We start from the raw sequence: 23916 nt of genomic DNA, 5'->3' as shown, positions 1-23916 counted from the left end.
AAGGATAATGCTATATTCAAAATAAGAATCAATATGAGAATCTGTTTTGAAAATGTTATTGGTATTCAAAGTAACTGATTAATGTATCACTAGTCAGTTACTTATTAATGTGGAAATTTACGCGGCTTGGTGATTTTGTTCGTGTAATGGAAGTGGTTTCCCAAGTAAAAAACCTTGGAAATAACCAATGTTTAATTTTTTCATTAGCTCATATTGATGAGGTGTTTCAACGCCTTCAACAATAGTTAACGCATCCTGTTTTTTTGCGATAGAAAGGGCAGATAACAGAGGGGCTTTGACGCCAGCTTCATATTTTAATAAGAGCTCTCTATCGATTTTAATTACGTTTGGATTTAATTGTGAAACTCTATGCGCAGAAGAGGCTTCCGAACCATAGTCGTCAATAGCAACAAAAAAATCGTGCTCTTTGATCATCTCGATAGCATTGATGAGCCTCTTTTCATCTTGATAATGAAATTCTACTAATTCAAATACGATGTTTTGGGGAGATAGATTTAATGCACTGATTCTTGATTCTAATAGCATTGCATTTATATCAGGTAAATGACTGGTATAAAGAAGAACAGCAGATTCAGGCAAAACATTTAAGAATAGTTTGCAATTTAATGGAGCAAAGGTAGAAAAGTTTCGAATATGAATAACACGGCTTAAGCGCTCGATATTCAGTATCTGTTCTAAGGTACGAGATAAGTCCGAAAAGAAAAGGTCGGGTCTGATTAGCTGATCATTTGAGTCTTGAATTCTAAGTAATGCTTCATAACCAAAAATGTTCATTTTTTTATCAAATATTGGTTGGAAAACACTTCTCAAAATGAAGCCGTCATATTGAGCGCAATATGAACCTGCGTCATCAATGAATAAATGAGTTTGAAACTCGTCCTGTGTTGCCAATAGCATTCGTAACTCCTTATACGTTCCAGTATTGATATCTGAATCAATTAAATTAAGCAAATGAACGAAAAAGAAAAATCGAGTGAAATCACAGATTAAGTGTTTCAAAGTTAAGAAATTAGAAGCCCATTTACATCATAAATGGGCTTTAATTAGTTACGCCGTCACGGTAACTTCATAAGAACCAAATTTACGGATGTTGATAACACCAGTATCAAACAGTAGGTATTGACCTTTAACACCATTAAGAACGCCTGTGACTTCAGGGTTTTTATCAAAGTTATGGCTTACGATTTTTGTCGGGAACTCATTAACAGGAAACGCGATATCAAGAATGTGCTCGTCTAATAATTCAACAGAGTTGTCACCATGCTCAGCTTGAATCTTTGCAATTGCCGTTTCAACTTGAGGCAATAGTTCTAAAGCCGCTTCTTTTAAAGGTAGGGGATCACCGTTACCTTTTAATAGCGTGCGCCAATTGGTTTTATCTGCAATGAGTTTTGCTAATTCAATTTCAACTAGGCCTGAAATTAAGCGGTTTTTCACTTTAGCTATAGGCAAACCTTGAGTCGCACCTTGATCAATCCAGCGTGTAGGAATCTGAGTATGACGAGTAATGCCGACTTTCATACTCGATGTATTTGAAAGATAAACATAGTGATCAACAAAGCAATTCTCTTCACCCCATTGAGGTTCACGACACGTTCCTTCAGCGAAATGACATGTTTCAGGTTTCATTATGCACATATCGCAACTTGCTAGCTTTTTCATACATACAAAGCAGTGACCTTGAGAATAGCTCTTTTTCGTTTTCTTGCCGCATGAGCAGCAAAAGATATTACCTGTATGAGTAAGGGTTAGCGTTTTACCGATTAAAGGGTTTAAACTGATTTCTTCATCTCCGACAGGTAGACGATATTGAACGGTTCCTTCAGATAAAGAAGAACGCATTTTTGCTAATGTTCCAGTAATTTGAATGCTCATGAACTTTCTACTTTTATTTTTATAAATGAATGTTTATTAGAATAAAACCATTGTAACAAAGTCATGAGAGAGTGTAAGAGCTCAAGTGAATATTTATATGCAAGGATAAACGACAGTTATGATATACTCGTCACATTAGACCAGAATGACTGGTTATTTATCAATAATACTCGAAATTGGAGTGCAGCTTTTGCAATTTAAAGATTTAGGTTTAGATAATCGCCTATTAAAAAATCTCGCTCACCAGAACATTAAAAAACCAACTGAAATTCAACGTAAGGCTGTTCCTGTTGCTATTGCAGGTAAAGATGTTCTTGCGTCGTCAAAAACAGGTTCAGGTAAAACATTAGCATTCGTTTTACCAATGCTTCATAAATCACTAAAAACGAAATCTTTCTCAAAGAATGATCCTCGAGCAGTGATTCTTGCGCCAACTCGTGAATTAGCTAAGCAAGTATATAGCCATTTACGCGCAATGTTAGGTGGCTTAACTTATGATGCGACATTGATTACTGGCGGTGAGAACTTTAATGACCAAGTGAATGCATTGCGCAAGCACCCTAAGTTCATAGTTGCCACTCCAGGACGTTTAGCTGACCACCTTGAGCATCAATCTCTGTACCTTGATGGTTTAGAAACGCTGATCCTTGACGAAGCTGACCGTATGCTAGATCTTGGTTTTGCTGAACATTTACAAAAGATTCATAAAGCGGCAAGTCACCGTCGTCGTCAAACGCTAATGTTCTCAGCAACGCTTGATCACGATGCAGTGAATAAGTTCGCAGGTAACATGCTGGATAATCCAAAGCGTATCTCTGTAGGTTTATCGAATGATGAGCACAAAGACATTACGCAACGCTTCTATCTATGTGACCATTTAGATCACAAACAAGCGATCTTAAACAAAATCATTGAGACTGAAGATTACTTCCAAATCATGATTTTCACTGCAACACGCTCTGATACTGATCGTTTAACTAAGTTATTAAACGAAGAGAATTTAAAAGCAGTAGCGCTAAGTGGTGATATGAACCAAACCGCTCGTAATAACATTATGAGTCAGTTTGAGCGTCGTGTTCACAAGATCTTAGTAACAACTGATGTTGCTTCTCGTGGTTTAGACTTAACAAGCGTAACGCACGTAATTAACTTTGATATGCCAAAGCATATGGAAGAGTATGTTCACCGTGTTGGTCGTACAGGCCGTGCGGGTAAGAAAGGTACTGCGATTTCTCTTGTTGGTCCAAAAGACTGGGAAAGCTTTAAACGCGTAGAAACCTTCTTACAACAAGATTTGTCTTTCTCTGTATTTGAAGAATTAAAAGGTAAATTTAAAGGATTGAAACCAAAACATAAACGTACGTTTGTGAAAAAAGGCGATCCTAAGAAATTTAAAGCGAAGGGTAATCAAAACAAACCTAAAGCGCCTAAGAAACGTGATAACTCGTTCCATACAAATGTGGCGGTTGGCGATCAGGTATTTATGCCAAAGAAAAAGCCAAAACAAATTGTTGTTGATGACGAGTAAGCTAACTAGTTTACTTTTATAGAGTAAATCATAAATAAAAAATGACAAGGGAGCGAACTTCCTTGTCATTTTTTTTAAACTAAAAACGAGTAATAGTGTGAAACCAGTATTGTGATTTAATACTAATTTAGATAAATACTCGTATTACAAATACTCACATAAATACGCAGTTTCGATTTCTACTTTTACTTCAAATGAAGAGTTACCTTCAACTGAGAAATCTTCACCAGAAGAGAAAGTTACCCAGTCAGCATCTGTTGAGCGTTTAATGGTAAGAGCACCAGTGATAACACTCATTTTCTCAGCAGCAGCTGTGCCAAAAGTGTAGTTACCCGGTAACATTACACCTACAGAAATTGCGTTACTGTTTTGTTCAAATCCAATAGATTTTACTTTATCTTCAAAATAGCTATTTACGGTTAACATGTGACATCCTTGAAATTAAAATCGAGTAAACAATATGTTATTCGACCATTATTTTCAATAGTTACTTTATATAACCAAGTGATTGAATAGTCTTAGTCGCTTCTGGTGAAGCAATGTAATTCATAAACTCTGTCGATTCTTTAGATACTGTTTGGTTCTTGTATACAAATAAGAAAGGGTGAGAAAGAGAATACTTGTTTTCCATTATTGCTTCTTGGCTTGGTAAAACACTATCTACCTTTAAAACTCGTAATTGAGCTATATCACCGAGTGTTCCTGCTGAAACATAACCGATAGCATAAGGATTCCGTGAAACAATACTTTTCACCATGCCCGTACCATTAACAACAAGAGCATTATCGCTAATATCTGACACGGTAAATGAATTGATTTCTTGTGTTAAACCGAAGTGTTTTTCAAACGAGAAGCGAGAGCCAGAAGCAATTTCACGTGAAATTACAGAGATCTTACGATCAGTGCCACCTAATTCTTTCCAGTTTTTAATATCACCGTGATAGATCTTCCAGATGTTCTCTGTAGATAACTCAGTAATTGGGTTGTCAGGGTGGACAACAATTGCGATGGCATCATAAGCGATAAGAGTTGAACTTAATGATTTTTTTTCTTTGTCTGTTAACTCACGAGAGCTGATTGCAAGATTTACTGTATCATCAACCAGTAGTTTAATGCCTGCACTTGAACCAATACTTTGTAAATCAACAAGTGGTTTATTGTCTTTATTGTATTCATCAATAAAGGGCTCTAATAGTGTAGAAACAGATGTAGAACCTGCAATTACTGTATTTGCAGCAAAAGTTGAGGAGCTAAAAAGTAACGCTGTAAATAAAGAGGTGTAACTAAACGCTTTGAACATGAGCTAAATCCATTGTGAAAAAAAAGCATCATAATCTGGAAGTGTTACACCATTGTGACAAGTTATCCTTGAAGTGAATCACGAAATTCTTTGGGGGTGATCCCTTTTACGGACTTAAAACTCGTACTAAAGTGCGCCGCTGTTTTAAAACCTGTGTCATAGGCGATTTCAGTGATGGTTTTTCGAGTCAGTCTTAGTTGTGTTGCCGCATAATTAATGCGTTTTACTTTAACTAGATGAGCAAAAGAGAGCTTATCTGATTGAAGTTTGCGTTTTAATGTTGATGCAGACATACCTAGTTTTGGAGCAACCATATCAATGGTTAAATCTGCTGATATATGCTCTTCTACGTATCTTATAAGTTGCTGAGAAGTCGTTAATACCGATATTTTTTGGATAAAAGGAATCAGACACGGTTGTTTATTTACCATTTCACTAAGCAGTGCTAAGGTCAAGAACTCTAGAGTGTCGCTGTTGTCGTTATTAGCTAATTGTTCCTTTAGCAATTCGAGTAGTTTGACTACTGACGTATCATTAGCTGTAAATATGAAGGTATCTGAATTACATGGTGCATGAGCAGGGGCATTACTGTAGGACAAAAACTTTTGAAATAAGGCAACGTCGATAACAACAGATTGAGCTTTAAAATTGTTATTATCGTTTGTCATTTTTATTTTTGAAATATCACCTGAGCTGTATAACAAAAAATCACCAGCATTAAGCGTAATATCATCACCACTTCTATCGCGATAATGAAATTGACCAGAAGTTACAATGAAAATACCATTACGCTCTACAGGGTAGCGATCTGATTTTCTTCTGGTATGAGTATTAAACTCGTGTAACTGGACTGGAGACATCATGATTTCCCTCTATTATCATTGAAAATTAGTGTAAACTTACTTATTGAAAAATCAAGAGTATTAGTTTGAAGTCTTAAAAAATGAGTAGAAAATTAAGACTTACTTCAACCTACAGAACGGAATTTTATGGGCAGCCCACGATTACGAAAGCAATTCGAAAAATTATACGGTCATTATCACTTATCGTCTGACGGCGTACAGATTGATGATATTGCCGATCTATTGTGCTGTACTCGTCGTAATACCCGTATGGTTCTTAAAAAAATGTCCGAAGAAAAATGGATTGATTGGATCCCTGCGGTTGGTCGAGGTAAGAGTTCAGTTCTTGAGTTTTTATCTACGCCTGATACGGTCTATCTGTCCCTTGCTCGACGTAATATTGAAGATGGAAAACTTGACGTTGCCCTTGATATTTTGGATGGTAATCAAGACGCATTACTGGATTTGATCCATAAAGTATTAGGGGTTTCACACGAAAAGGGCAAACAAGTGGTTAAGTTGCCTTATTATCGCCAACTGAACCTATTAAAGCCATCGTTAGCAATTCGTCGTTCAGAGCAGCATTTAATGCAGCAAATTTTCAACGGCTTAACTCAATGGAATAAGCAAGGAGAAGTGGAAGGTGATATTGCCCACCATTGGGAAATGCTTTCACCTACACATTGGCGCTTTTACTTAAGGCCAAGCATCTATTTCCATGATGGAAAACTACTGACATTTGATGACATTAAAGAGACATTTACTCATTTAAAGACAAACTATGTTTTTAGTCATATTGAGGATGTTTTAAGTCCAAATCTCAATGTCATTGATTTTATCTTAAATAAAGATGACCATTATTTTGATTCAAAATTAGCTCAGTTTAATGCGAAATTGGTTCCAGCAACCAGTCATGATAGTGATGAGCAACAACATTTACCTATTGGAAGTGGGCCTTATAAAGTCGCTGAAAATACAGATAAAAAATTAATCTTAGTGGCCAATGAGCAGTATTTTGGTTATCGGCCTCTTATTGATTCCGTTGAAGTGTGGACTCTACCAGAGATCGCGCCAATTCAACTGAAATTGGGTTTGGAAGTGTACGAGGGAAATGATCAATCACTTGATTCATATGGTGAAACTGTTGATGTCGATCGTGGTTGTAGTTACTTATTATTTAACCGTAAAACTGGCATTGCAAAAGATCAAAATTGGTTAAGTTATTTATTAAATACGATCACTCCATTACTCCTATTGAATGAGCTTCAAAATTCAACCATGAATGGTATCGGCCTTTTTAACGCATATGGACTATTACCGGGTTTTCAACATTGCTTAAATCGTACGATTCCACCTTACGAGTTACCAGAAAGAGGGAGTGTTGTTCATTTAGGATTTGAGAATGAACATCCGTTGTATCCATTACTTGGGAAAATCATAAAGCAACGATTAGATAAAGATGGGATCATTTTAAAGATACATCAATTTGATACCTTAGATTTACTTGATTTAGATAAGGCTGCCACCATTGATATTTGGCTACGAGGTATGAGTTTGGGGACTCAATGCCCTGAAGCGTTATTATCTTGGTTATTTGCCTTTGATGAAATTGAACGTGTGATGCCTGAGGATGATTTCCAAACCATATCGAACATGATTGAAAAATGGCAATCAACGTCACAGTGTCACTTTCCAGTGAATGATATTTGTCGATTTTTAATTGATTGCGGCCAAATCAATCCATTATTTCATGGTTGGATGGGAATTAGTGAAGATACAAACAACAGTATTCAAAATGCTTCATGCAATGGATTAGGTTGGTTTGATTTTGAGAAGGTTTGGATTAAACCTACTTTATAATAAGAATGGTTACCACCACGATATGACGCGTGGTGGCATTATACATGTTATTTTTTGTAAAATGCGCGAATGGCTTGAGCTAGGTTAGCCTTAACTTCTTTTGTTACTGAACACGTATTTTCACAAGGAAGCGCTGCTAATAAGTCTGAAACTAACCGGTCTGTTGGTTGAGGAGTTAAAGTTTGCCATTCTTCTAGAAGAGAACGGTTAATGTGTGATGGCAAAGAGCCCAAAGTGCCTACATCATTTTGATCGTGAACCAATAAACCCGCCGTGGTTCCTTTGTCTAAGGTTAATACTTGATAGAAGTAAAGTGTGTGGTAATTTAATTGAGCCTGTTTTAGCTTTTTCGTTATTTCAATTTTTTGCAGTAAGTGTGAGCTAAGAATATGCACATAAGTATCAATCACTTTTGTTGCAAATTGTTTTGTAAATAACTCACCATTTTCTCCCTCTGGATTAAACCCTTCTAAATAAAAATGACTCACGCCTCTGCGTTTTTTTAATGCAGGGATATCGAAATATTGATTACCAGCCTTAGTTCCTTCTAAATAGTACGATTTTGCTGCAACTTTTAATGTTTGATCGAAGTATTCTTTGTCTTCTTTATCAAAGTGAGAAGGGTTTAAATCAGCCATGATTCGCCAATAACTAGTGCCATCTTTTAATTCCGTTAAACTAAAATGCATATGAATCGATGGTGCGAGGGGGTGATTGGGATGGATAATAGTAGAGAGGGCTGTCGCGCTATTGTAATGTTTGCTGGTGTCGTCTTCGTATTGAATTTGTGAAACATTGATGGATGCTCGATTAAATATTCCACCATCAATGGCTTCAAAGCGCTCACCACCACCATGACTTCCATTATCCCTTAGCCATTCTATGGCTTTAAATTCAGTTGATTGTGATGTTAGACTGCTTGTTTTTAAAAGCTCAGATTTAAAATAAGATTGAATATCGGTAAGTAATTGTAATGCACTTTTAGCGTCGGGGTTTTTAGCATTAATTCGCATAAAAAGGCCTTTATAGACAAATGATAGAGAAAGGGTTAAGCATTTATTAATTGAGTGTAAAATAAAGCCTTTGTATCTGGCAACCACAAGTTATGGAAAGAGATGGCTAAACCAAATAAGAAAGGTCCAACAAAGACCATCATGATCTTTTGTTCAAAATGTAAAGCTCCTTTATACAAATATAGAAAAGGTGGGAAAGGCGCTTTAGTAAAATGTTTTGTGGAAAGAATAGTCGAAGATCACACTACAGCGAAATGTGAATGTCCGCAATGCCAGTCAATCTTTGCAAGAGAAACGCTTATTCGAGGGACACCCGCATATAAAATGATAGGTGGTAAAGTCATGGCAAAGTAATACTTTGTCAATTTGAGCCCACTTTGAGGAAAAGATGAACAGTTGTAAAAATAAAGTATTCGTATTCATTTGGAACTATAATATACTGATAAATTATGCTTTATTATATTTTTTCTTAGGGGTTTACGTTGCTCAATAAGCGCTTTCTACTTACGACTTTATTGTTATTAAGCTTCTCATCATATGCAGATAGCCTAGCAACGAAGATCGATAACTTTAAAAAAGCGTTTAAAAAACAACAAGCCGTCGAAATTTATGACATTCGCTTAATACAAAAAGAATATCCTACCGTATTATTGTCTCCTGATACATTGTTGCCACAAACAGCATCTTACCCATTTAAGCAATTACAAAGGCTGTATCGTAGTGCGCAAACATGTACTGGTCCTTGGCCTGTAAGTCCATTAGTGGGTGAGCCTCTGGTTTTGATCCGTGCGATGTGTCGAGGTATAACATTGCCAACAAGATGGTTTGCGCGCTCAGGAATGATTCACCCTGGTGGTGGCTCTTATGCATATCGATATGTTCAATTGCATCCAGATGAAAAAGAACATTTGTCACCCTATATGCATATAAAAGAAAGAGCCATTGCAGGAGAAGGGACATTATTGCACCATTTGCAAATGATGGATGATACAGCAATTAGAGCCATCATTAGTGGTTCAGATACCATTATTGCAGATGATTTATTGTGGCTACGTAAAGGCAGCCGTTATTATTTATACCCGACAGAGTTAAAGAATAAGTATTTAGAAAATTACCAACTTGAAGCGACCTTATTTAAACAAGGGGCTAATTGCTATGTAAGAAATGGTAATGTGTGTTGGCAAGATCAAACAGACTCCAAAACATTATCTTATATTGTATTGTTTTTGGTGTTCATTAATGTTTGCTTAGCGATTGGTTGGGGTATCTCTCAGTGGAACGGTAAACGTAGAGAGATGAAAAGTCGAATGTTAGTCTTGCAAATTCTAACGCACGAATTGAGAACGCCAATCGCAAGTTTGGGATTAACCGTTGAAGGATTTCGACGACAGTTTGAAGCATTGCCGGAATCCTTGTACGATGAATTTAGGCGTCTATGTGAAGACTCAAGGCGTTTACGCCAATTAGCTGAAGCAAGTAAAGATTATTTACAATCGGATGATAAAGGGTTCTCAACAGATTGGATACCTTCTGTTGAAGAATGGCTCAGCTATCGTTGTTTGGAGTATACTCAACCAGTTGAATTTAAAATAAATAAAGATGCCTCCATTAAAGTTAACTTATATTGGTTGGGCAATTGCATAGATAATTTAGTTAGTAATGCTCATAAATATGGTGTACCACCCGTTATTTTGAACGTTACTGTAGAACAGAAAAAATTAAGAATTGAAGTCATTGATGGTGGACAATTAACAAAGCGTGATTGGAAAGAATTAAAAACACCTTTTGTTAGTAAAGCAGGATTAGGCCTTGGTCTAACCATTGTAGAATCAATGATCAAAAGAATGGGCGGAACCATGACTCTTCAGGGGCCACCGACGACATTTATATTGGAGATACCTTGTGAAACAGACAATCCTACTTGTTGAAGACGATAAAAACTTAGCGGACGGACTGATTGTCAGCTTAGAAGAAGCGGGTTATCGCTGTTTACATTCCGAAAATGCCGCAAATGTATCTGGTCTTTGGAGCGAAGCTGATATTGTCATTCTTGACCGTCAGCTACCTGAAGGCGATTCATTAACTTGGTTAAGTCAGTGGAAACAAATAAAAGATGTTCCCGTTATTTTATTAACGGCTCTTGTTTCTGTTAGAGATAAAGTAACAGGCCTTGATTCTGGTGCTAATGATTATTTAACTAAGCCTTTTGCTGAAGCGGAATTGCTGGCTCGTTTACGTGCACACTTACGCTCACCAGAAACCGATGAAGTAAAATCAAAATTAGTCGTTGGTAATCTGGCTATTGATACCTCTACACGTGATGTGGTTAATTCAGGTGAGAATGTTACGTTAACTCGAACTGAGTTTGATCTTCTGCTTTTCTTAGCATCAAACCTTGGAAAAGTGTTTACGCGTGATGAGCTTTTGGATCAAGTTTGGGGTTACAACCATTTCCCAACAACACGTACGGTAGATACGCATATTCTTCAGTTACGTCAAAAGATTGTTGGAATAGAAATTGAAACATTGCGTGGCGTTGGCTACAAAATGAAAGCGTAATTTTTTATGATGTTTGTGCGTAAGTTTTTCGTTTTTTGCTCATTGGTTTGTGCATCATACACATCTTTTGCAAATTCAGTGGATTGGTTTAATGAGCAATCTGCATTGTATACTGCGCATAAGCAATTTTTAGAAGGGCATGCAAGAAAAGGCTTTGCCACTTCGATAGAAGTTTTACAGAATTCGGTTAATGAGAATATCACCAATAATATAGATAAATTACTTAGCTCTGCAATTTCAGTAAATTGTGGCCGCGATTTATCAAATAAAGTGATACCTAACTGGTTAAAATCAGTGAGTGTGCAACGTGTTATTATTCAGAGCCCGGGAAGATTACATCATCGATTGATTGTTAAGTTTGATACTAAAAAGCCTATATCAAGTCTTTCATTTATTAAATGGCCGCAAGAAGAACAATTAACTAATCCGTCAATTAAAATAACACCAACACAAGATGAAAGAATCACGCAATACACTTATGCCAGCGAGTCCTTGAATAACCGAATTCAAAATGGACTGTATAAGCTGATAATTATTGCGGATGATAAAGAAAAAACACAATGGGAATCATGGGTTGTTTTAACCACGCCAAAAACAGAAATGCAAGTGGTGTGGTTAGGCAAAGATAAATGGAAAACGACACAAACCGGTTTACTTAAATCAAATTGTCCATTACCAGAAATGGCTGTTGGTATTTATGATCATCAAGATAATGAATATATAAAGTTATGGGAACAGAAGTACGAAGAGAGGTTTCCTAAATCTTTACCTTCGACAAATGTGCTACCGGGCAGCTATATTTTAAGTGTGTCGTTTAATCATAAAAGATTTCAAGGACCGATTTCCATCCAAGAAATTCAGGCAATAACCAAAGTAATGAATTTTGGTTCAGATGAAAATACAGAGAGTAAATAATGTTAGATTTACCAACATTAACCCATGAAGAACAGCAACAAGCAGTAGAGAAAATCCAAGAACTGATGCGTCAAGGCGTTGGTAGTGGAGAAGCCATTAAAATCATTTCAGACCAAATTAGAGCTGAAATTGCAGAAAAAGAGAAACAACGCTAACTAACTACTATTTTAAAGCCGAGCTAACCCCTCGGCTTTTTTGTATGTATTAATATTAAAGCCAAATTTCAAAAAGACATCACTAGCATCAATATTTTGATTTATTTCATTAAAGTTAACTTTTTCTATGTCGATAAGTAGGGAAGTGATTTTTTTAATGGGTTAATCAAATGAAACAGTGGATAAAAATTGGCTTACTTTCGTGCGCGACGGTAGCTTCTTCTCAAGTATCAGCAACAAATTTCAGCGTTGATGGTCGAATTGATGCTATGGGTGGTGCTGGTACTGCAGCCGCTGACTATCTTACTGGTGTTTTTTATAATCCAGCTTTAGTTGCAATATATAGCCGTAAAGATGATGCGGGTCTTTTGTTACCGAGTGCCGGTCTACAAGTCATGGACCAAGGCGGTATGGTTGATGATGTTGACCAAGTACAGAAAGGTTTTTCGAAAATACCGTCTGATCCAACAGGTGCCGCAGCTGATATTGAAAACGGTCTAAGAAATTTAAATGGCGATGCCCTGAGCTTTAGTATGGGAGCAGGGATGGCTGTTGCAATTCCTAACCGTTATTTATCAATGGCATTTTATGGCAAAACTTCGGTTGAGGGCATTACGTTACCTGATGTCGATGCGCTTGGTTTACCAGCAGACCCAGCTAAACCGCTTCAACTTGCTGATACAACGGCGGTGGGAACCGTTGCTTTAGGCTTAGCAGAAGCAGGTGTTGCCTTTGCTGGTTACACAAATTTCCTAGGACAAAACATCACTATTGGTGTAACACCAAAAATTCAAAGTTACTTAACGTATACCTATGTAGAAGCTGTAAACAATTTTGACTTTAAAGACTTTGATAAAAACAAAACAACTGATAATTCATTCAACGTAGATGTTGGTGCCGTGTGGTTTTACGGTCCTTGGCGTTTTGCTGCTGCGGGTAAAAACCTAATTAAGAATGAAATTGAAACCAAAGAAATCACTGTTAACTTTAAAAATTCAGATCCATTAGTTGGTGGAAGTTACGGTAAAAAAACATATAAATACAACTATGAACTTACTCCGACTTACACTGCGGGCGTAGCCTTCATGACTAACTACTTTATTGTTACTGCAGATTTAGACTTAAATGAGCAAGAACGTTTTGTTGGTTTAGATGATAATGTTCAAATGTTCAGAGCAGGTGCAGAAATCGACTTACTGTACCAAATTCAGCTACGTGGTGGATTCAAGAAAGATCTTGCGGGTACTTATGATGATGCATTTACCGCAGGTATTGGTTTCTCGCCACTTAACATGTTCCATTTTGACTTAGCAGCGATCTATTCAGTAGATTCGACCTATGGTGTATCTGTGAACATGGCTTACGAATACTAGATAAAACGCCTTTTTAGTAGAAAAATGAGTAACCGCTTGTAATAATAGTGGTTACCTTACTTTAAAAAGATACAGATTATGACTCAAAAAGCGAAAATCGGCATTGTAACCGTAAGTGATCGTGCAAGTGTTGGTATTTATGAAGATATTTCAGGACCAGCTATTATTGAAACACTAAACGATTATCTAACATCTGAGTGGGAACCTGTGTATGTGGTTATTCCAGATGAGCAAGATGTTATTGAAAAAACACTGATTGAATTAGCTGATGAAAAAAACTGCTGCTTAGTTGTAACAACGGGTGGAACAGGTCCAGCTAAACGTGATGTCACTCCTGAAGCAACAGAAGCTGTGTGTGATCGCATGATGCCCGGTTTTGGTGAGCTAATGCGTGCAGAATCATTAAAGTTTGTGCCAACAGCTATTTTATCTCGTCAAACTGCGGGTTTACGTAAAGATTCATTAATTGTAAATTTACCTGGTAAACCAAAATCAATTCGTGAATGTTTGGATGCGGTTTTCCCTGCAATTCCATATTGTATCGATCTAATGGAAGGTCCATTTCTTGAGTGTAATGAAGAAGTGATTAAACCATTCAGACCAAAAGCAAAATAATCAATACAAAGCCAACGTAACTGTTGGCTTTTTAACATCCTTTTTCTTTCCTTAATTTCTTTAGTGCCTTTTTCTCTTTTAATCTCTCTTTGTATTCCTTTCCCTCACTAAAGCTGAGTAGCTTATTCACATGAGTTAATGTTCTATTTAATGTCTCACAACGTTTTGGTTGATGTTCTTTGTAGTATTTTTGAACTGATTTTGCTGATGATGGAAAAGAGCATAAAACAGCCAAAAAGATAATGAGAGTTCGCATACGATCGCCTTATAAAATAAGAACTAGTATATAAGAAAGCAGTATAAAGTAAGTTTTCGAATCAAAAATTTCGAATGAAAATAAACATTCAAGCCATGAATGGTAACTAATAAATCTATAAGTGTTACTTAGATCACTTTGTAGGTGATTTGTTTGCAATTGCTGAACCGTATAGAGTATTTTTAGTTATACTCACCAAATACGATTAAGTTATATCTATTAATAATTTAATTAATAAATCTTAAAGATGTATATTCGATTAAATATCTTAGTTTCTAAAATAGTTAAATTGGTTTATGAGGAGAGTTAACGCGGATGAAGTGGATAGAAAATGCATCATTGCGCCAGCGTTTATCTTTACCAATAATCATATTTGCACTGAGTTTATTCGTTATGTTTCATGGTTATAACTATGTAAGCACGTATAAAACGGAAAAAGATAATTTAATTAATCGTATTAAGATTTTATCGATTGGAGTTAGCCTTAACCTAAAACCGGCTTTAATTTTAGATGATAAAGCAACCGCCAATAAAATTTTAGATACGTTTAGTGCAGACGAAGCAATATTACAGGCTGTCGTGATAGACAATGACGGTCAAATATTTATCGAATATAAAAAAACAACCCAATTATCGCATGCGCCTAATGCTGAATTAAAACAACAAATGCTAATTGATGGGTATGCCATAGGTGACCATTTCATTTATGTGTCTATTCCGTTTGTTTTAAATCCACAAGAAACAGCACAAATGAATCTGATTGTTTCAAAAGACATACTAGATGAAACTAGAGATACCGCATTAAAGATGTTTATCTTTATGCTTCTGTTTTTTGTTATTTGCGGTTACTTCATTATTTGTAAAATACAAAAGTGGGTTATTACTCCTGTCAGCAGCTTAAACCATGCAATGCAAGGGATTATTACAAGAGGTGTGTTCGATGAACGTCCGCAAGTTGTTACGCATGATGAATTGGGTGACTTGACTGCTTCGTTTAATAAAATGACAAGTAAACTTGAAGAGCGTCAAAAGCAATTAAGTTATGTATTAAAAAAAGTAGAACATGAGAGAGACTTTGGAGAGCAAATCATCACAGCTGTCCAACATGCACTTTTTGTTATTGATAAAAAAGGTCTTATTATTTTAAGTAATGAAGCATCAAAAACGATGTTTCCTAGTTTGTCGATTAATTTGCTTGAAAGTCGTAATTTACTCGATGTGATACAACTAAGTAATGAACAAGATTTATTAGAGATTATCGATAATCGTAAAGAAGTGGATGATTTACTTATTCAGACATGTGATAGCAAGACATTACAAATCACATCAAGAGTGCTATCGAATCAAAATCAAGTATTACTTTCAATGGTTGACGTAACTGAAGCATTGAGAAGTCGAACTCAACAGAAATTGGCAGCAAATGTATTTAAAAATAGCCAAGACGGTGTGTTGATATACGATGCAGACGGAAAATTAACACTGATGAACCCTGCATTTACCGATATCTTTGGTTATCAAATGAGTGAGTTAAGTAATATTCCCATGTTGACCTTATTCGATGGTCATCATTTCACAACATCAACGAGTTTGATTACAGAGTCAATTCAGCGTTTTGGTCAATGGCATGGAGAAGTTTTAGAAAAAGATAAGTTTGGTGCGGAACTTCCTCTGTACGTTAAAGCGAGTAAGATCATTGATACTGATCAGTATGGTCAAAATAGTTATATCTTTATATTTACAAACTTATCTGATGTTAAAGAAAAAGAGAGATTGGATCACTTAGCGCATCATGACGTATTAACCGGCCTACCTAATAGAGCAAAATTTTATCAAGCAGCGAATGATACAATATTGCTGAAAAAAGGGAGCATAGGGCAGATGGGACTTTGCTACCTTGATCTTGATGGATTTAAGCAAGTTAATGACACTTATGGGCATGATGCTGGTGATGAAGTGTTAAGAGTGGTTGCAAAGCGATTAGAACATGCGGTAAGAGCGAATGATTTGGCATCGCGTTTAGCTGGTGATGAGTTTGTGTTGTTTATTAATCCGGTTGCAAATAGAGAGCAACTGATAGAGTTAGCTGATAGGGTTATTTATTCGATACAAGCCCCCATTTCATATAAAGGTACTTTATTGTCGGTTAATGTCAGCATAGGGATTACAGTCGCGGATTATAATGATGGTAAAGATGTAGATGCATTGTTAAAAGAATCAGACAAGGCCATGTATGAGGCAAAATTAACAGGCAAAGGAAAGTATATGTTTCACAAAATTTGACAAAAGTTTTACAAAATTGAGTTATATCTATTTAACTAATGTCATATGATGTTATATTAATCAGGTCTTTTAATTTTTAACACGAAATAAGGTAAGTTTAATGGAAATTTTATTATTGGTTGCATTTGTTATCGCTGGTGCAATTATGGTAAAGAAAGAAAAAGCTGAGCAATCTAAGTAATATAGATATCCCTTTTATAAAACAATTTTGTATCTATATTAAACCAAGATAAATCAAGTGTTTATCTTGGTTTTTTTATACTTGATGAAATATTTACAATGATATGTTTTACAGTTCCAAAAACATATCAACTACACCGTCACTCATTTGAATGTCTACTGAGAAGCCTAGATGCTGTGCTAGTCCAATCATTCCGTGATTTGCTGGCATTGTCATTCCTGTCATCACTTTAATACCAATACTTTGGCAATAACGAATAATTTTTTTCATCAAGATTTTTCCTAATCCTAGTCCTTTTAGATCGGATCTAACTAACACGGCAAATTCAGTGTTTGTATGATTGGGATCGGAAAGAGCTCGTACAACAGCAATAATAATTTCTTCACCATCTACTTGTTTGGTTGCAACGAACGCCATTTCTCGGTCGTAATCAATCTGCGTAAAATTGGCAAGGGCTTCGTGATTAAACTCACCAACTTCTGAGAAGAAACGTTTATATAAATCATCATGCGATACTTGAGAAATAAAAGAAGCATGTTTGGGTTCATCTTCAGGAAGAATAGGGCGAAGTAACACAGAACTGCCATCTTTAAGCTGTGCAAATTCTTCTAATTCATTTGGGTAAGGTCTGATTGCTAAGCGCTTATGAATATCGCCGTTAAAGTGTTGTACTTTCATCGAAGAATCAATAATCGTGAGATCCATACCAGAAACAAGAAGTGGGTGTATATCAAGTTCAACAATCTCAGGACAATCAAGTATCATTTGTGACAAGCGAACGAGAAACGCACTTAAATCAAATAAACTCATTTTGTTAGGAGAGTTGCGGTTATGAATGATATTTTCTTTAATAGCATGCTTAATTAGGTTTTCCGCTAATGCCATATTCAAGGGTGGTAAGGCTACCGCTGCATTATTGTTAAGATCCCATTCAGATCCACCTTCGCCCAATAAGATCACAGGCCCAAAGACAGGATCTTGGCAGACCTTAATTCTTAGTTCTTGTGATCCTGCTCTTGCCGCCATCTTCTGAACACTTAATCCTGAAATTCGTGCCGATGGATAGCTTAATGAGACTCGGTCGAGTATGGATTGCGCAGCGGTTATCACTTCTTCATTGGTGTTTAAGTTTAATACAACGCCATGCACATCAGATTTATGTGGAATATCTGGTGATCGCAATTTTACTGCGACAGGATAACCGATCTTGTCAGCGACATAGCCGGTTTCAACTGGATCTTCAGTTATCCATGTATCCAATGTTTTGAAACCATAACAAGAGTAAAGAGCTTGGGTTTCATGCGTATCTAATTCAGTTAGGTTATGCGTAACACAGTTCTCTAACCATTCACGAGCCATTTGTGCGTCATGTTTACTAATGTGACCGGATGACACAGGCGTCTCTATTAATAACCCTTGGTTTCTATGGTATTCAACCAGATGCAAAAATGCAGATACAGCACTTTCAGGTGTTCTATATGTTGGTATTCCGGCTTGCGTAAAGAGTAATCGAGCTTCTTTTGAAGAGGTTTCTCCTGACCAGTTCGTCAATATGGTAAATTTTGCTTTTCGTTTATGGTTTTGAATCAAGCTTATTAATTTTTCAGACGTTTTTGTTGCGTTTGAAACCGCTGATGGGCTGTGCATAATGAGTATGGCATCACAATCATCGCTGTCTAGCAGAGCATTAACCGCATCACAATAACGTGTGTCATTGGCATCACCTCCGATATCAATAGGATTAGCGTGGGACCAGTTTTCAGGTAGTGTCTTATTTAACTTTTGGATTAATGTTTCACTAAAATCCGCTAATTTGCCGCCTTGCTGCATGAGACTATCAACTGCCATGATTGCTGGGCCGCCACCATTAGTCACAATTGCTAATCGATGACCTCTAAATGGGATAGGGTGTGCAAGTGTTTCTACAGCAGCGAAGAGCTCGTGAGTATTAGATACTCTAAGCATTCCAGCTCGTCTGATTGCAGAATCGTAAACCGCATCCAAGCTCAATTGCCCATTAGTATGTAATTGAGCCGCTTTACTTCCTGCGACAGAACGTCCACTTTTAACCACTAATATACGACGATTACGAGCTGCTGCACGGGCGGCGGACATAAATTGACGAGCATCTTTAATTGAATCTATATACAGAAGAATGGCTTCTGTTTTTGAATCAGTACATAGGGTATCGAGCAGTTCACTGAAATCAATATCCAGACCATCACCTAATGAAACAAAAGCAGAAAACCCAATGTTCTTTTCATTTGCCCAATCTAAAATTGTCGTACATACCGCAGCTGATTGCGATATGAATGCAATGTTTCCTTTATTCGCGTTGATAGGTGAGAAAGAGGCATTTAAATTAATCCACGGAAGAATAATCCCTAGGCTATTAGGACCTAAGATCCGCATATTATATTTGGCAGCAATACGTTTGGCTTCATAAGGTAAAGGTTCACCTATTCCATTACAGTACAAATTCATATCTGACGATAAGATAATGGCGCAACGAACGCCTTTTTCCCCAAGTTCTTCAAGAATAGAGACGTTCTTTTTTGCTTCGGTACACAAAATGGCAAAATCAGGTGTAATAGGTAATTCAGAAATTTCTTTATATGCCAAGATGCCACACACAGATTTATAACTTGGGTGAACAGGCATTATTGGCCCATTAAAACCACCTTCTAATAAGTTACGCATTACAATATGTCCTGCTCTATCAGGGTGTGTGGAAGCACCAATAACAGCGATGGATTCGGGGCGCAGTAATTGTTTTAAATCTGGCATATAAACGTCCTTTATTCCTTTATATAAGAATAAGATAGCTGAGTAGTATAGATTTGACGCGAATGAAAGCAAATAAACGAAGACCAGCGCACAAAATAACCAAAAAAATCAAGTATTGAGCACAAAGATATGAGTAATTTGGTTCTTCATTAGCTAAAGACTTGATTGTATTTAGCATCGGGTGCAGAATTACGGTAACAGCATGACTATTATTGTGAATTAAAATGAAAAGAATCATTCCTATTACGTTAACCGCACTGCTAGCAGGATGTACAAGCAGTTCGTATACCACAAACATTACTACTGATTCATCTGAAGAGGTGTATCAAGTTTCTCAGCCGATTGAGCAAGAAGAAACCACTTTTGAAGAAACAGAGGTTGTTGCTGTAGCTGAAGCTGAAGTAGAGAAACCTGTTGTAAAATTAACACCAGAAGAAGCGGCTTCTCCTGAAGCAACAGACGCTGCTGTTAAGATTTTACCACCAACGGAAAAGCAACAAGATATGCATAACCGTTATGGTTATACACTTCAAATTTTGGCTCTAAGTCGTAAGACTGACCTTTCTACTTACGCTGCTAAACTTTCTGGCGAGCAGCCTGTGTGGATGAACCGTAAAACAGTAAACAATATGCCTTGGTATACAATTTTATACGGTGATTACGCAACACCTGCAGAAGCACGTGCTGCAATTAAACAACTTCCTGCTGACATTCAAGCGTACGGCCCGTTTGTAAGAAGTATTAATAGCATTAAACAATCAGATAATCCTGAATTACATAAGTTAAATTAATCATAATCGGTGCATCTAAATATGCACCGATTGCTTTTTATAGTGAAAATTATGACTCATATCCTTTTACTTTGTGGCGGTGGCGGCACTGAACACGAAGTTTCATTAGTTTCTTCAAAATATATCGCTCAACAACTTTCTGAACTTGATGCCTTTGATATCACGCATCTTGAGATTAAAGATGAAGGTTGGTTTCATATTGAATCTGGCTTGAAGTACGAATTACGTTCAGACAAAACATTATTAAGCGGTGAGACAGTTAGCTCTCCAGTGGATTACGTTGTTCCGTGTATTCATGGTTACCCTGGTGAAACCGGCGATATTCAATCTATGTTAGATATGCTAAGTATTCCTTACTTAGGATGTGATGCAGAATCAAGTACAAATAGCTTTAATAAGATCACATCTAAGCTTTGGTATGATGCGCTTGGTATCCCAAATACACCGTACTTATTCTTAACTGAGAATAATGAAGAAACTCACCAGTCAGCATTAGCGGCATTTAAGCAATGGGGCGGACTATTTGTAAAAGCTGCGTGTCAGGGGTCTTCAGTTGGTTGTTACAAGGTAACGTCTGAGGCTGAATTGTCAAAAGCAATTAATGATGCATTTGGTTATTCACAACAAGTACTTGTTGAAAAAGCAGTTAAACCTCGTGAGCTTGAAGTTGCAGCATATGAAATCGATGGTCAACTATTTACGACGGCTCCAGGTGAAGTAACGGCACCAGACGGCGCTTTCTACACTTATGATGAGAAATACGGTAGCGGTAGCCATTCAACAACATCTTTAGATGCACAGAATCTTACTGAAGAGCAAGTTAAGCTGATCGATCAATACAGTCGTAAAGTGTTCACTCAAATGAAACTTAAAGATCTTTCTCGTATTGATTTCTTCCTAACGGATGACAATGAAATTTACTTAAATGAAGTGAATACATTCCCAGGAATGACGCCAATTTCTATGTTCCCTAAATTATTGGAACATAATGGCGATTGTTTTAAGACTTTCTTGCAAAAAGCGGTACTTAACGCAATTAAGTAAGTTGGTTAGATTTAAATAAAAAAGCCTGATAATTCAGGCTTTTTTGGTTTTAAATAAGGACTTTTGTTTTTCAGAACGTTCAGTATTACCAATGTATTGGTTTGGCATTGCTGGGCTTACCCAACGTCCCATCTCTTGTATTTCATGAATAGAATAACCTCGTTGCGAGAGCTCTTTCGTTGCTCCAACACGTGCGGACAAACCTGAAAAGTTTACATCATGATTCAATAATTCATTTGCTCTACGAAATATACGGTATATAGAAGAATCGTTTAAACCGTTAACTGCCACATTTTGATGCCTGTCTATAGCTCTAAATAAATGGCCATCATGGATATTTGAATGTTGAAGCCAGTTAGAAAGTAGCTCAGTTGTTTCTACTGAAATAGCGTAATAATTTTGGTGGATTTGTACCAAACAAGAATCTGTTTCGTCATTAAAACAAATATCGTCAAGCTGTAAGTCTCTGAGCTCTCCGCGCTTTAGTAGTAATTCAAACATTAAATGCCAAATGGCAAGATCACGAATGTCTTTGAGTTCCATTGAGTTGAATAATTGATGTCTGAGTTCATCAAGCATATCAGAGGAAATTCCTTCCGTTTGTTTATTATCATTGACCTTATCGACTCTTATTTTTCCTAGTGCAGACTTTACGTGAATGGATTGTGTTGGATCTTTATATTCAAATGCAGTATGAATATGAGAGATAGAAATTAATGCGCGCTTAATTGACGCAAGTTTTTTCTCTTTTGCCTGTTTTTCTATGAAGATGCGTACTGCTGTTGTAGAGGCGGGTAGAGCAATAACGTTATGCAGCTGACAAAACTCGACAAAATTATTCCAATCATTTTTAAAAGAAATAAGGCTGTTTTGAGAATATGGTTTCATTAAACATGCCGCCAATGTTTCAGTGTCTAATTGTGTTGATAGGAAGTGATTTTTATCCATTCTGATGCACCATAACTTACGCTTTTAATTAATATAACACAGTTTCATATTTGAGGTAAGATCACGAAAAACAAAGAATTAACTAGCATTTAGTACTGATTTATTTAACCCTTAACTTATGTTGAAACACGAAGAGAAAACTATGAAGAAGACATTATACAAAGGATTCTTTATTGAGAACAAAACAGGTATTCCGGATGACTGGAAGGTTTTGATAAGAACTCATGTGTTACACGGTCACTTAAGTGCGGTAAAGAAAAGCATTGATTGGTGGAATGAAACCGGCACGATTATCGATCCAAAAGAATTTGGTGATATGGGTGAATCAGCGCTTAATGAAAAGCGTAGTCAATTTAAATCCGAAGAATATAAAGGATTTACCATTAAGAATGATACAGGTGAACCTAAGACTTGGTACTGCTTATATCAAGGTAAATTAGCAAAAGGCTCGTTAACTGCAATTAAAAGCTTTTTGGATAAACATGAAAAATAAATTACAATCTTAATATCTTTAAAAATCCGAGATTAATTATGTCTTTAGTATATTCAACAGATGTTGGTCGAATCAAACAAGAAGAACCAAAAGCAGAACGTCCAAAAGGCGACGGTATTGTACGTATTCAACGTGAAACCAAAGGACGTAAAGGTAAAGGCGTTTGCGTTGTAACGGGTTTGGATATGGAAGACACTCAGCTTAAGTTGCTTGCAGCTCAACTTAAAAAACTATGTGGCTGTGGCGGCTCTGTAAAAGATGGCGACATTGAAATCCAAGGCGATAACCGCGAAAAGATTAAAGACTTTCTAACGAAACAAGGTCACACAGTTAAATTAGCTGGTGGTTAACAAATCGTTGTTAGAGTTAAGCTAATAATCAAACGATGAATACGAAGTATTATTGAATGATTATTAGCTATTTTATGGTAAATAGCCTTATGGTTAAATACGTTGAGAAGCAATTAAGAACAAAGGGGGATAATTCGCAATAACATATTATCCATTATTAAACTCTATTTAACATAATATACATAATGCGCACTGATGTGTATTGTTGTTAGAGGATAATTTATAGCTTCTACCGGTGTTCAAGCCTTAATCTAATGGTTTTCTAACCTTCATTATATAGTTGTGTTACGCTGGCTCTATCTTAGATTGAAACTATTTTAGTGGTGATCTCCACAATCTGAGTCATGAAACAGATTAAAATGTGGCATAGATATATCCATTCCGTGGTCTAGATGTCCATTAAATGCGTAAGCGGTTCCAACTGATAATGCAAAAACGGCAGCAATTATTACTATTATTTTTTTCATTATTTATTCCTTTTTTATGCAGATTTGACGTTTCATATTCATTATCCACGGTATTTTTCTGCATAAAAACGTATTTACTTTGCTTTACATAAGAATGAGATTGTTTACCAACAATGTTCGTTTTTAACCGCTTTTACCCATCTGGTTCACCTAATTGAAAACCACTGTTTACGTATAGGATACTTAAACCAAAAGAAATGAGAAAAATTACAGTATTCTCACCGCAATCCTTTTTCTTGTGGTATAAACTTGCCATAATATAA

General features: G+C 36.4%; 24 protein-coding genes. 14 read left to right on the top strand and 10 right to left on the bottom strand.

Features of this window, described 5'->3' with window-relative positions; translation table 11 throughout:
• Positions 1-117: 117 nt before the first annotated feature.
• Entirely contained in the window at positions 118-918 is an 801-nt protein-coding gene (locus HC728_RS17430; protein ID WP_005422689.1) for an EAL domain-containing protein, read from the bottom strand.
• A gap of 150 nt (positions 919-1068) precedes the next feature.
• A complete protein-coding gene (locus HC728_RS17425; RefSeq protein WP_190395810.1) occupies positions 1069-1896 on the bottom strand; it encodes a DUF2797 domain-containing protein in 828 nt (275 codons plus the stop codon).
• Between the two features lie 145 nt (positions 1897-2041).
• Here HC728_RS17425 and HC728_RS17420 point away from each other — a divergent pair, with 145 nt between their 5' ends.
• Positions 2042-3424, top strand: a complete 1383-nt coding sequence (locus tag HC728_RS17420; RefSeq protein WP_012534711.1) for a DEAD/DEAH box helicase — start codon at positions 2042-2044, stop codon at positions 3422-3424.
• A 144-nt stretch (positions 3425-3568) separates the two neighbouring features.
• Here the strand turns inward: HC728_RS17420 and HC728_RS17415 are convergent, their stop codons facing one another.
• The 3 genes from HC728_RS17415 to HC728_RS17405 all read right to left on the bottom strand — a co-directional run bounded on the left by HC728_RS17415 (position 3569) and on the right by HC728_RS17405 (position 5587).
• Positions 3569-3850 carry a pyrimidine/purine nucleoside phosphorylase gene (locus HC728_RS17415; RefSeq protein ID WP_005422703.1) on the bottom strand — a complete coding sequence of 94 codons (282 nt, stop codon included), beginning with the start codon at positions 3848-3850 and terminating at the stop codon, positions 3569-3571.
• Between the two features lie 61 nt (positions 3851-3911).
• On the bottom strand, positions 3912-4724 hold the full coding sequence (locus HC728_RS17410) for a phosphate ABC transporter substrate-binding protein (RefSeq protein ID WP_190395809.1): 813 nt from the start codon (positions 4722-4724) through the stop codon (positions 3912-3914).
• A 62-nt stretch (positions 4725-4786) separates the two neighbouring features.
• Entirely contained in the window at positions 4787-5587 is an 801-nt protein-coding gene (locus HC728_RS17405; RefSeq protein WP_081305878.1) for an AraC family transcriptional regulator, read from the bottom strand.
• Between the two features lie 126 nt (positions 5588-5713).
• Here HC728_RS17405 and HC728_RS17400 point away from each other — a divergent pair, with 126 nt between their 5' ends.
• A complete protein-coding gene (locus HC728_RS17400) occupies positions 5714-7426 on the top strand; it encodes an SgrR family transcriptional regulator (protein ID WP_012535316.1) in 1713 nt (570 codons plus the stop codon).
• A 47-nt stretch (positions 7427-7473) separates the two neighbouring features.
• Here HC728_RS17400 and HC728_RS17395 read toward each other — a convergent pair whose 3' ends face one another.
• Complete coding sequence (locus tag HC728_RS17395) at positions 7474-8439, bottom strand: coproporphyrinogen III oxidase (protein ID WP_065641176.1); 966 nt, start codon at positions 8437-8439, stop codon at positions 7474-7476.
• Between the two features lie 102 nt (positions 8440-8541).
• On the opposite strand from HC728_RS17395, the gene HC728_RS17390 reads away from it, so the two are divergent.
• The 7 genes from HC728_RS17390 to mog all read left to right on the top strand — a co-directional run bounded on the left by HC728_RS17390 (position 8542) and on the right by mog (position 14056).
• Positions 8542-8793: a hypothetical protein gene (locus HC728_RS17390; RefSeq protein ID WP_017019427.1), complete on the top strand. Its 252-nt coding sequence runs from the start codon at positions 8542-8544 to the stop codon at positions 8791-8793.
• Positions 8794-8921: 128 nt separating this feature from the next.
• Positions 8922-10367 (top strand): sensor histidine kinase VxrA, encoded by a 1446-nt coding sequence (vxrA, locus tag HC728_RS17385; protein WP_017019428.1) that lies wholly within the window; start codon positions 8922-8924, stop codon positions 10365-10367.
• Positions 10342-10998: a response regulator transcription factor gene (locus HC728_RS17380; protein WP_011263415.1), complete on the top strand. Its 657-nt coding sequence runs from the start codon at positions 10342-10344 to the stop codon at positions 10996-10998. The genes vxrA and HC728_RS17380 overlap by 26 nt, the downstream gene beginning before the upstream one ends.
• A 6-nt stretch (positions 10999-11004) precedes the next feature.
• Positions 11005-11913 (top strand): DUF2861 family protein, encoded by a 909-nt coding sequence (locus tag HC728_RS17375; protein WP_017019429.1) that lies wholly within the window; start codon positions 11005-11007, stop codon positions 11911-11913.
• Positions 11910-12068 carry a YoaH family protein gene (locus HC728_RS17370; RefSeq protein ID WP_170618941.1) on the top strand — a complete coding sequence of 53 codons (159 nt, stop codon included), beginning with the start codon at positions 11910-11912 and terminating at the stop codon, positions 12066-12068. Before HC728_RS17375 ends, HC728_RS17370 begins: the two co-directional genes overlap by 4 nt.
• 170 nt (positions 12069-12238) lie before the next feature.
• Positions 12239-13441 (top strand): conjugal transfer protein TraF, encoded by a 1203-nt coding sequence (locus HC728_RS17365; protein ID WP_017019430.1) that lies wholly within the window; start codon positions 12239-12241, stop codon positions 13439-13441.
• 78 nt (positions 13442-13519) lie between these two features.
• The gene (mog, locus tag HC728_RS17360) at positions 13520-14056 is read left to right on the top strand and encodes a molybdopterin adenylyltransferase (protein ID WP_005422732.1); all 537 of its coding nucleotides are present in this window, start codon (positions 13520-13522) and stop codon (positions 14054-14056) included.
• A 31-nt stretch (positions 14057-14087) separates the two neighbouring features.
• Here mog and HC728_RS17355 read toward each other — a convergent pair whose 3' ends face one another.
• Positions 14088-14312, bottom strand: coding sequence for a hypothetical protein (locus HC728_RS17355; protein WP_012534943.1), 225 nt, complete (start codon positions 14310-14312; stop codon positions 14088-14090).
• A 315-nt stretch (positions 14313-14627) separates the two neighbouring features.
• Between HC728_RS17355 and HC728_RS17350 the strand changes: the two genes are divergently transcribed.
• Positions 14628-16592, top strand: a complete 1965-nt coding sequence (locus tag HC728_RS17350; RefSeq protein ID WP_190395808.1) for a diguanylate cyclase domain-containing protein — start codon at positions 14628-14630, stop codon at positions 16590-16592.
• Positions 16593-16881: 289 nt separating this feature from the next.
• On the opposite strand, the gene HC728_RS17345 is transcribed toward HC728_RS17350, so the two are convergent.
• Positions 16882-19560 (bottom strand): bifunctional acetate--CoA ligase family protein/GNAT family N-acetyltransferase, encoded by a 2679-nt coding sequence (locus HC728_RS17345; RefSeq protein ID WP_065597506.1) that lies wholly within the window; start codon positions 19558-19560, stop codon positions 16882-16884.
• Between the two features lie 224 nt (positions 19561-19784).
• On the opposite strand from HC728_RS17345, the gene HC728_RS17340 reads away from it, so the two are divergent.
• Positions 19785-20351: an SPOR domain-containing protein gene (locus tag HC728_RS17340; protein WP_012535643.1), complete on the top strand. Its 567-nt coding sequence runs from the start codon at positions 19785-19787 to the stop codon at positions 20349-20351.
• Between the two features lie 51 nt (positions 20352-20402).
• Positions 20403-21395: a D-alanine--D-alanine ligase gene (locus HC728_RS17335; RefSeq protein ID WP_190395807.1), complete on the top strand. Its 993-nt coding sequence runs from the start codon at positions 20403-20405 to the stop codon at positions 21393-21395.
• A 33-nt stretch (positions 21396-21428) separates the two neighbouring features.
• On the opposite strand, the gene HC728_RS17330 is transcribed toward HC728_RS17335, so the two are convergent.
• On the bottom strand, positions 21429-22343 hold the full coding sequence (locus tag HC728_RS17330) for a tyrosine-type recombinase/integrase (RefSeq protein WP_065604613.1): 915 nt from the start codon (positions 22341-22343) through the stop codon (positions 21429-21431).
• Positions 22344-22485: 142 nt separating this feature from the next.
• On the opposite strand from HC728_RS17330, the gene HC728_RS17325 reads away from it, so the two are divergent.
• Together HC728_RS17325 and yciH are read left to right on the top strand one after the other, a co-directional pair.
• Positions 22486-22836, top strand: coding sequence for a DUF3319 domain-containing protein (locus HC728_RS17325; protein ID WP_017019435.1), 351 nt, complete (start codon positions 22486-22488; stop codon positions 22834-22836).
• A 38-nt stretch (positions 22837-22874) separates the two neighbouring features.
• A complete protein-coding gene (gene yciH / locus HC728_RS17320; protein ID WP_017019436.1) occupies positions 22875-23186 on the top strand; it encodes a stress response translation initiation inhibitor YciH in 312 nt (103 codons plus the stop codon).
• Positions 23187-23503: 317 nt separating this feature from the next.
• On the opposite strand, the gene HC728_RS17315 is transcribed toward yciH, so the two are convergent.
• Positions 23504-23653 (bottom strand): hypothetical protein, encoded by a 150-nt coding sequence (locus tag HC728_RS17315; RefSeq protein WP_190395806.1) that lies wholly within the window; start codon positions 23651-23653, stop codon positions 23504-23506.
• Positions 23654-23916: the final 263 nt, after the last annotated feature.

Source organism: Aliivibrio sp. S10_S31, from assembly GCF_014694495.1.
Lineage (GTDB): Bacteria > Pseudomonadota > Gammaproteobacteria > Enterobacterales > Vibrionaceae > Aliivibrio > Aliivibrio fischeri.
The sequence above is the reverse complement of the archived record's forward strand: the minus strand, read 5'-3'. Positions and strand labels throughout refer to the sequence as shown.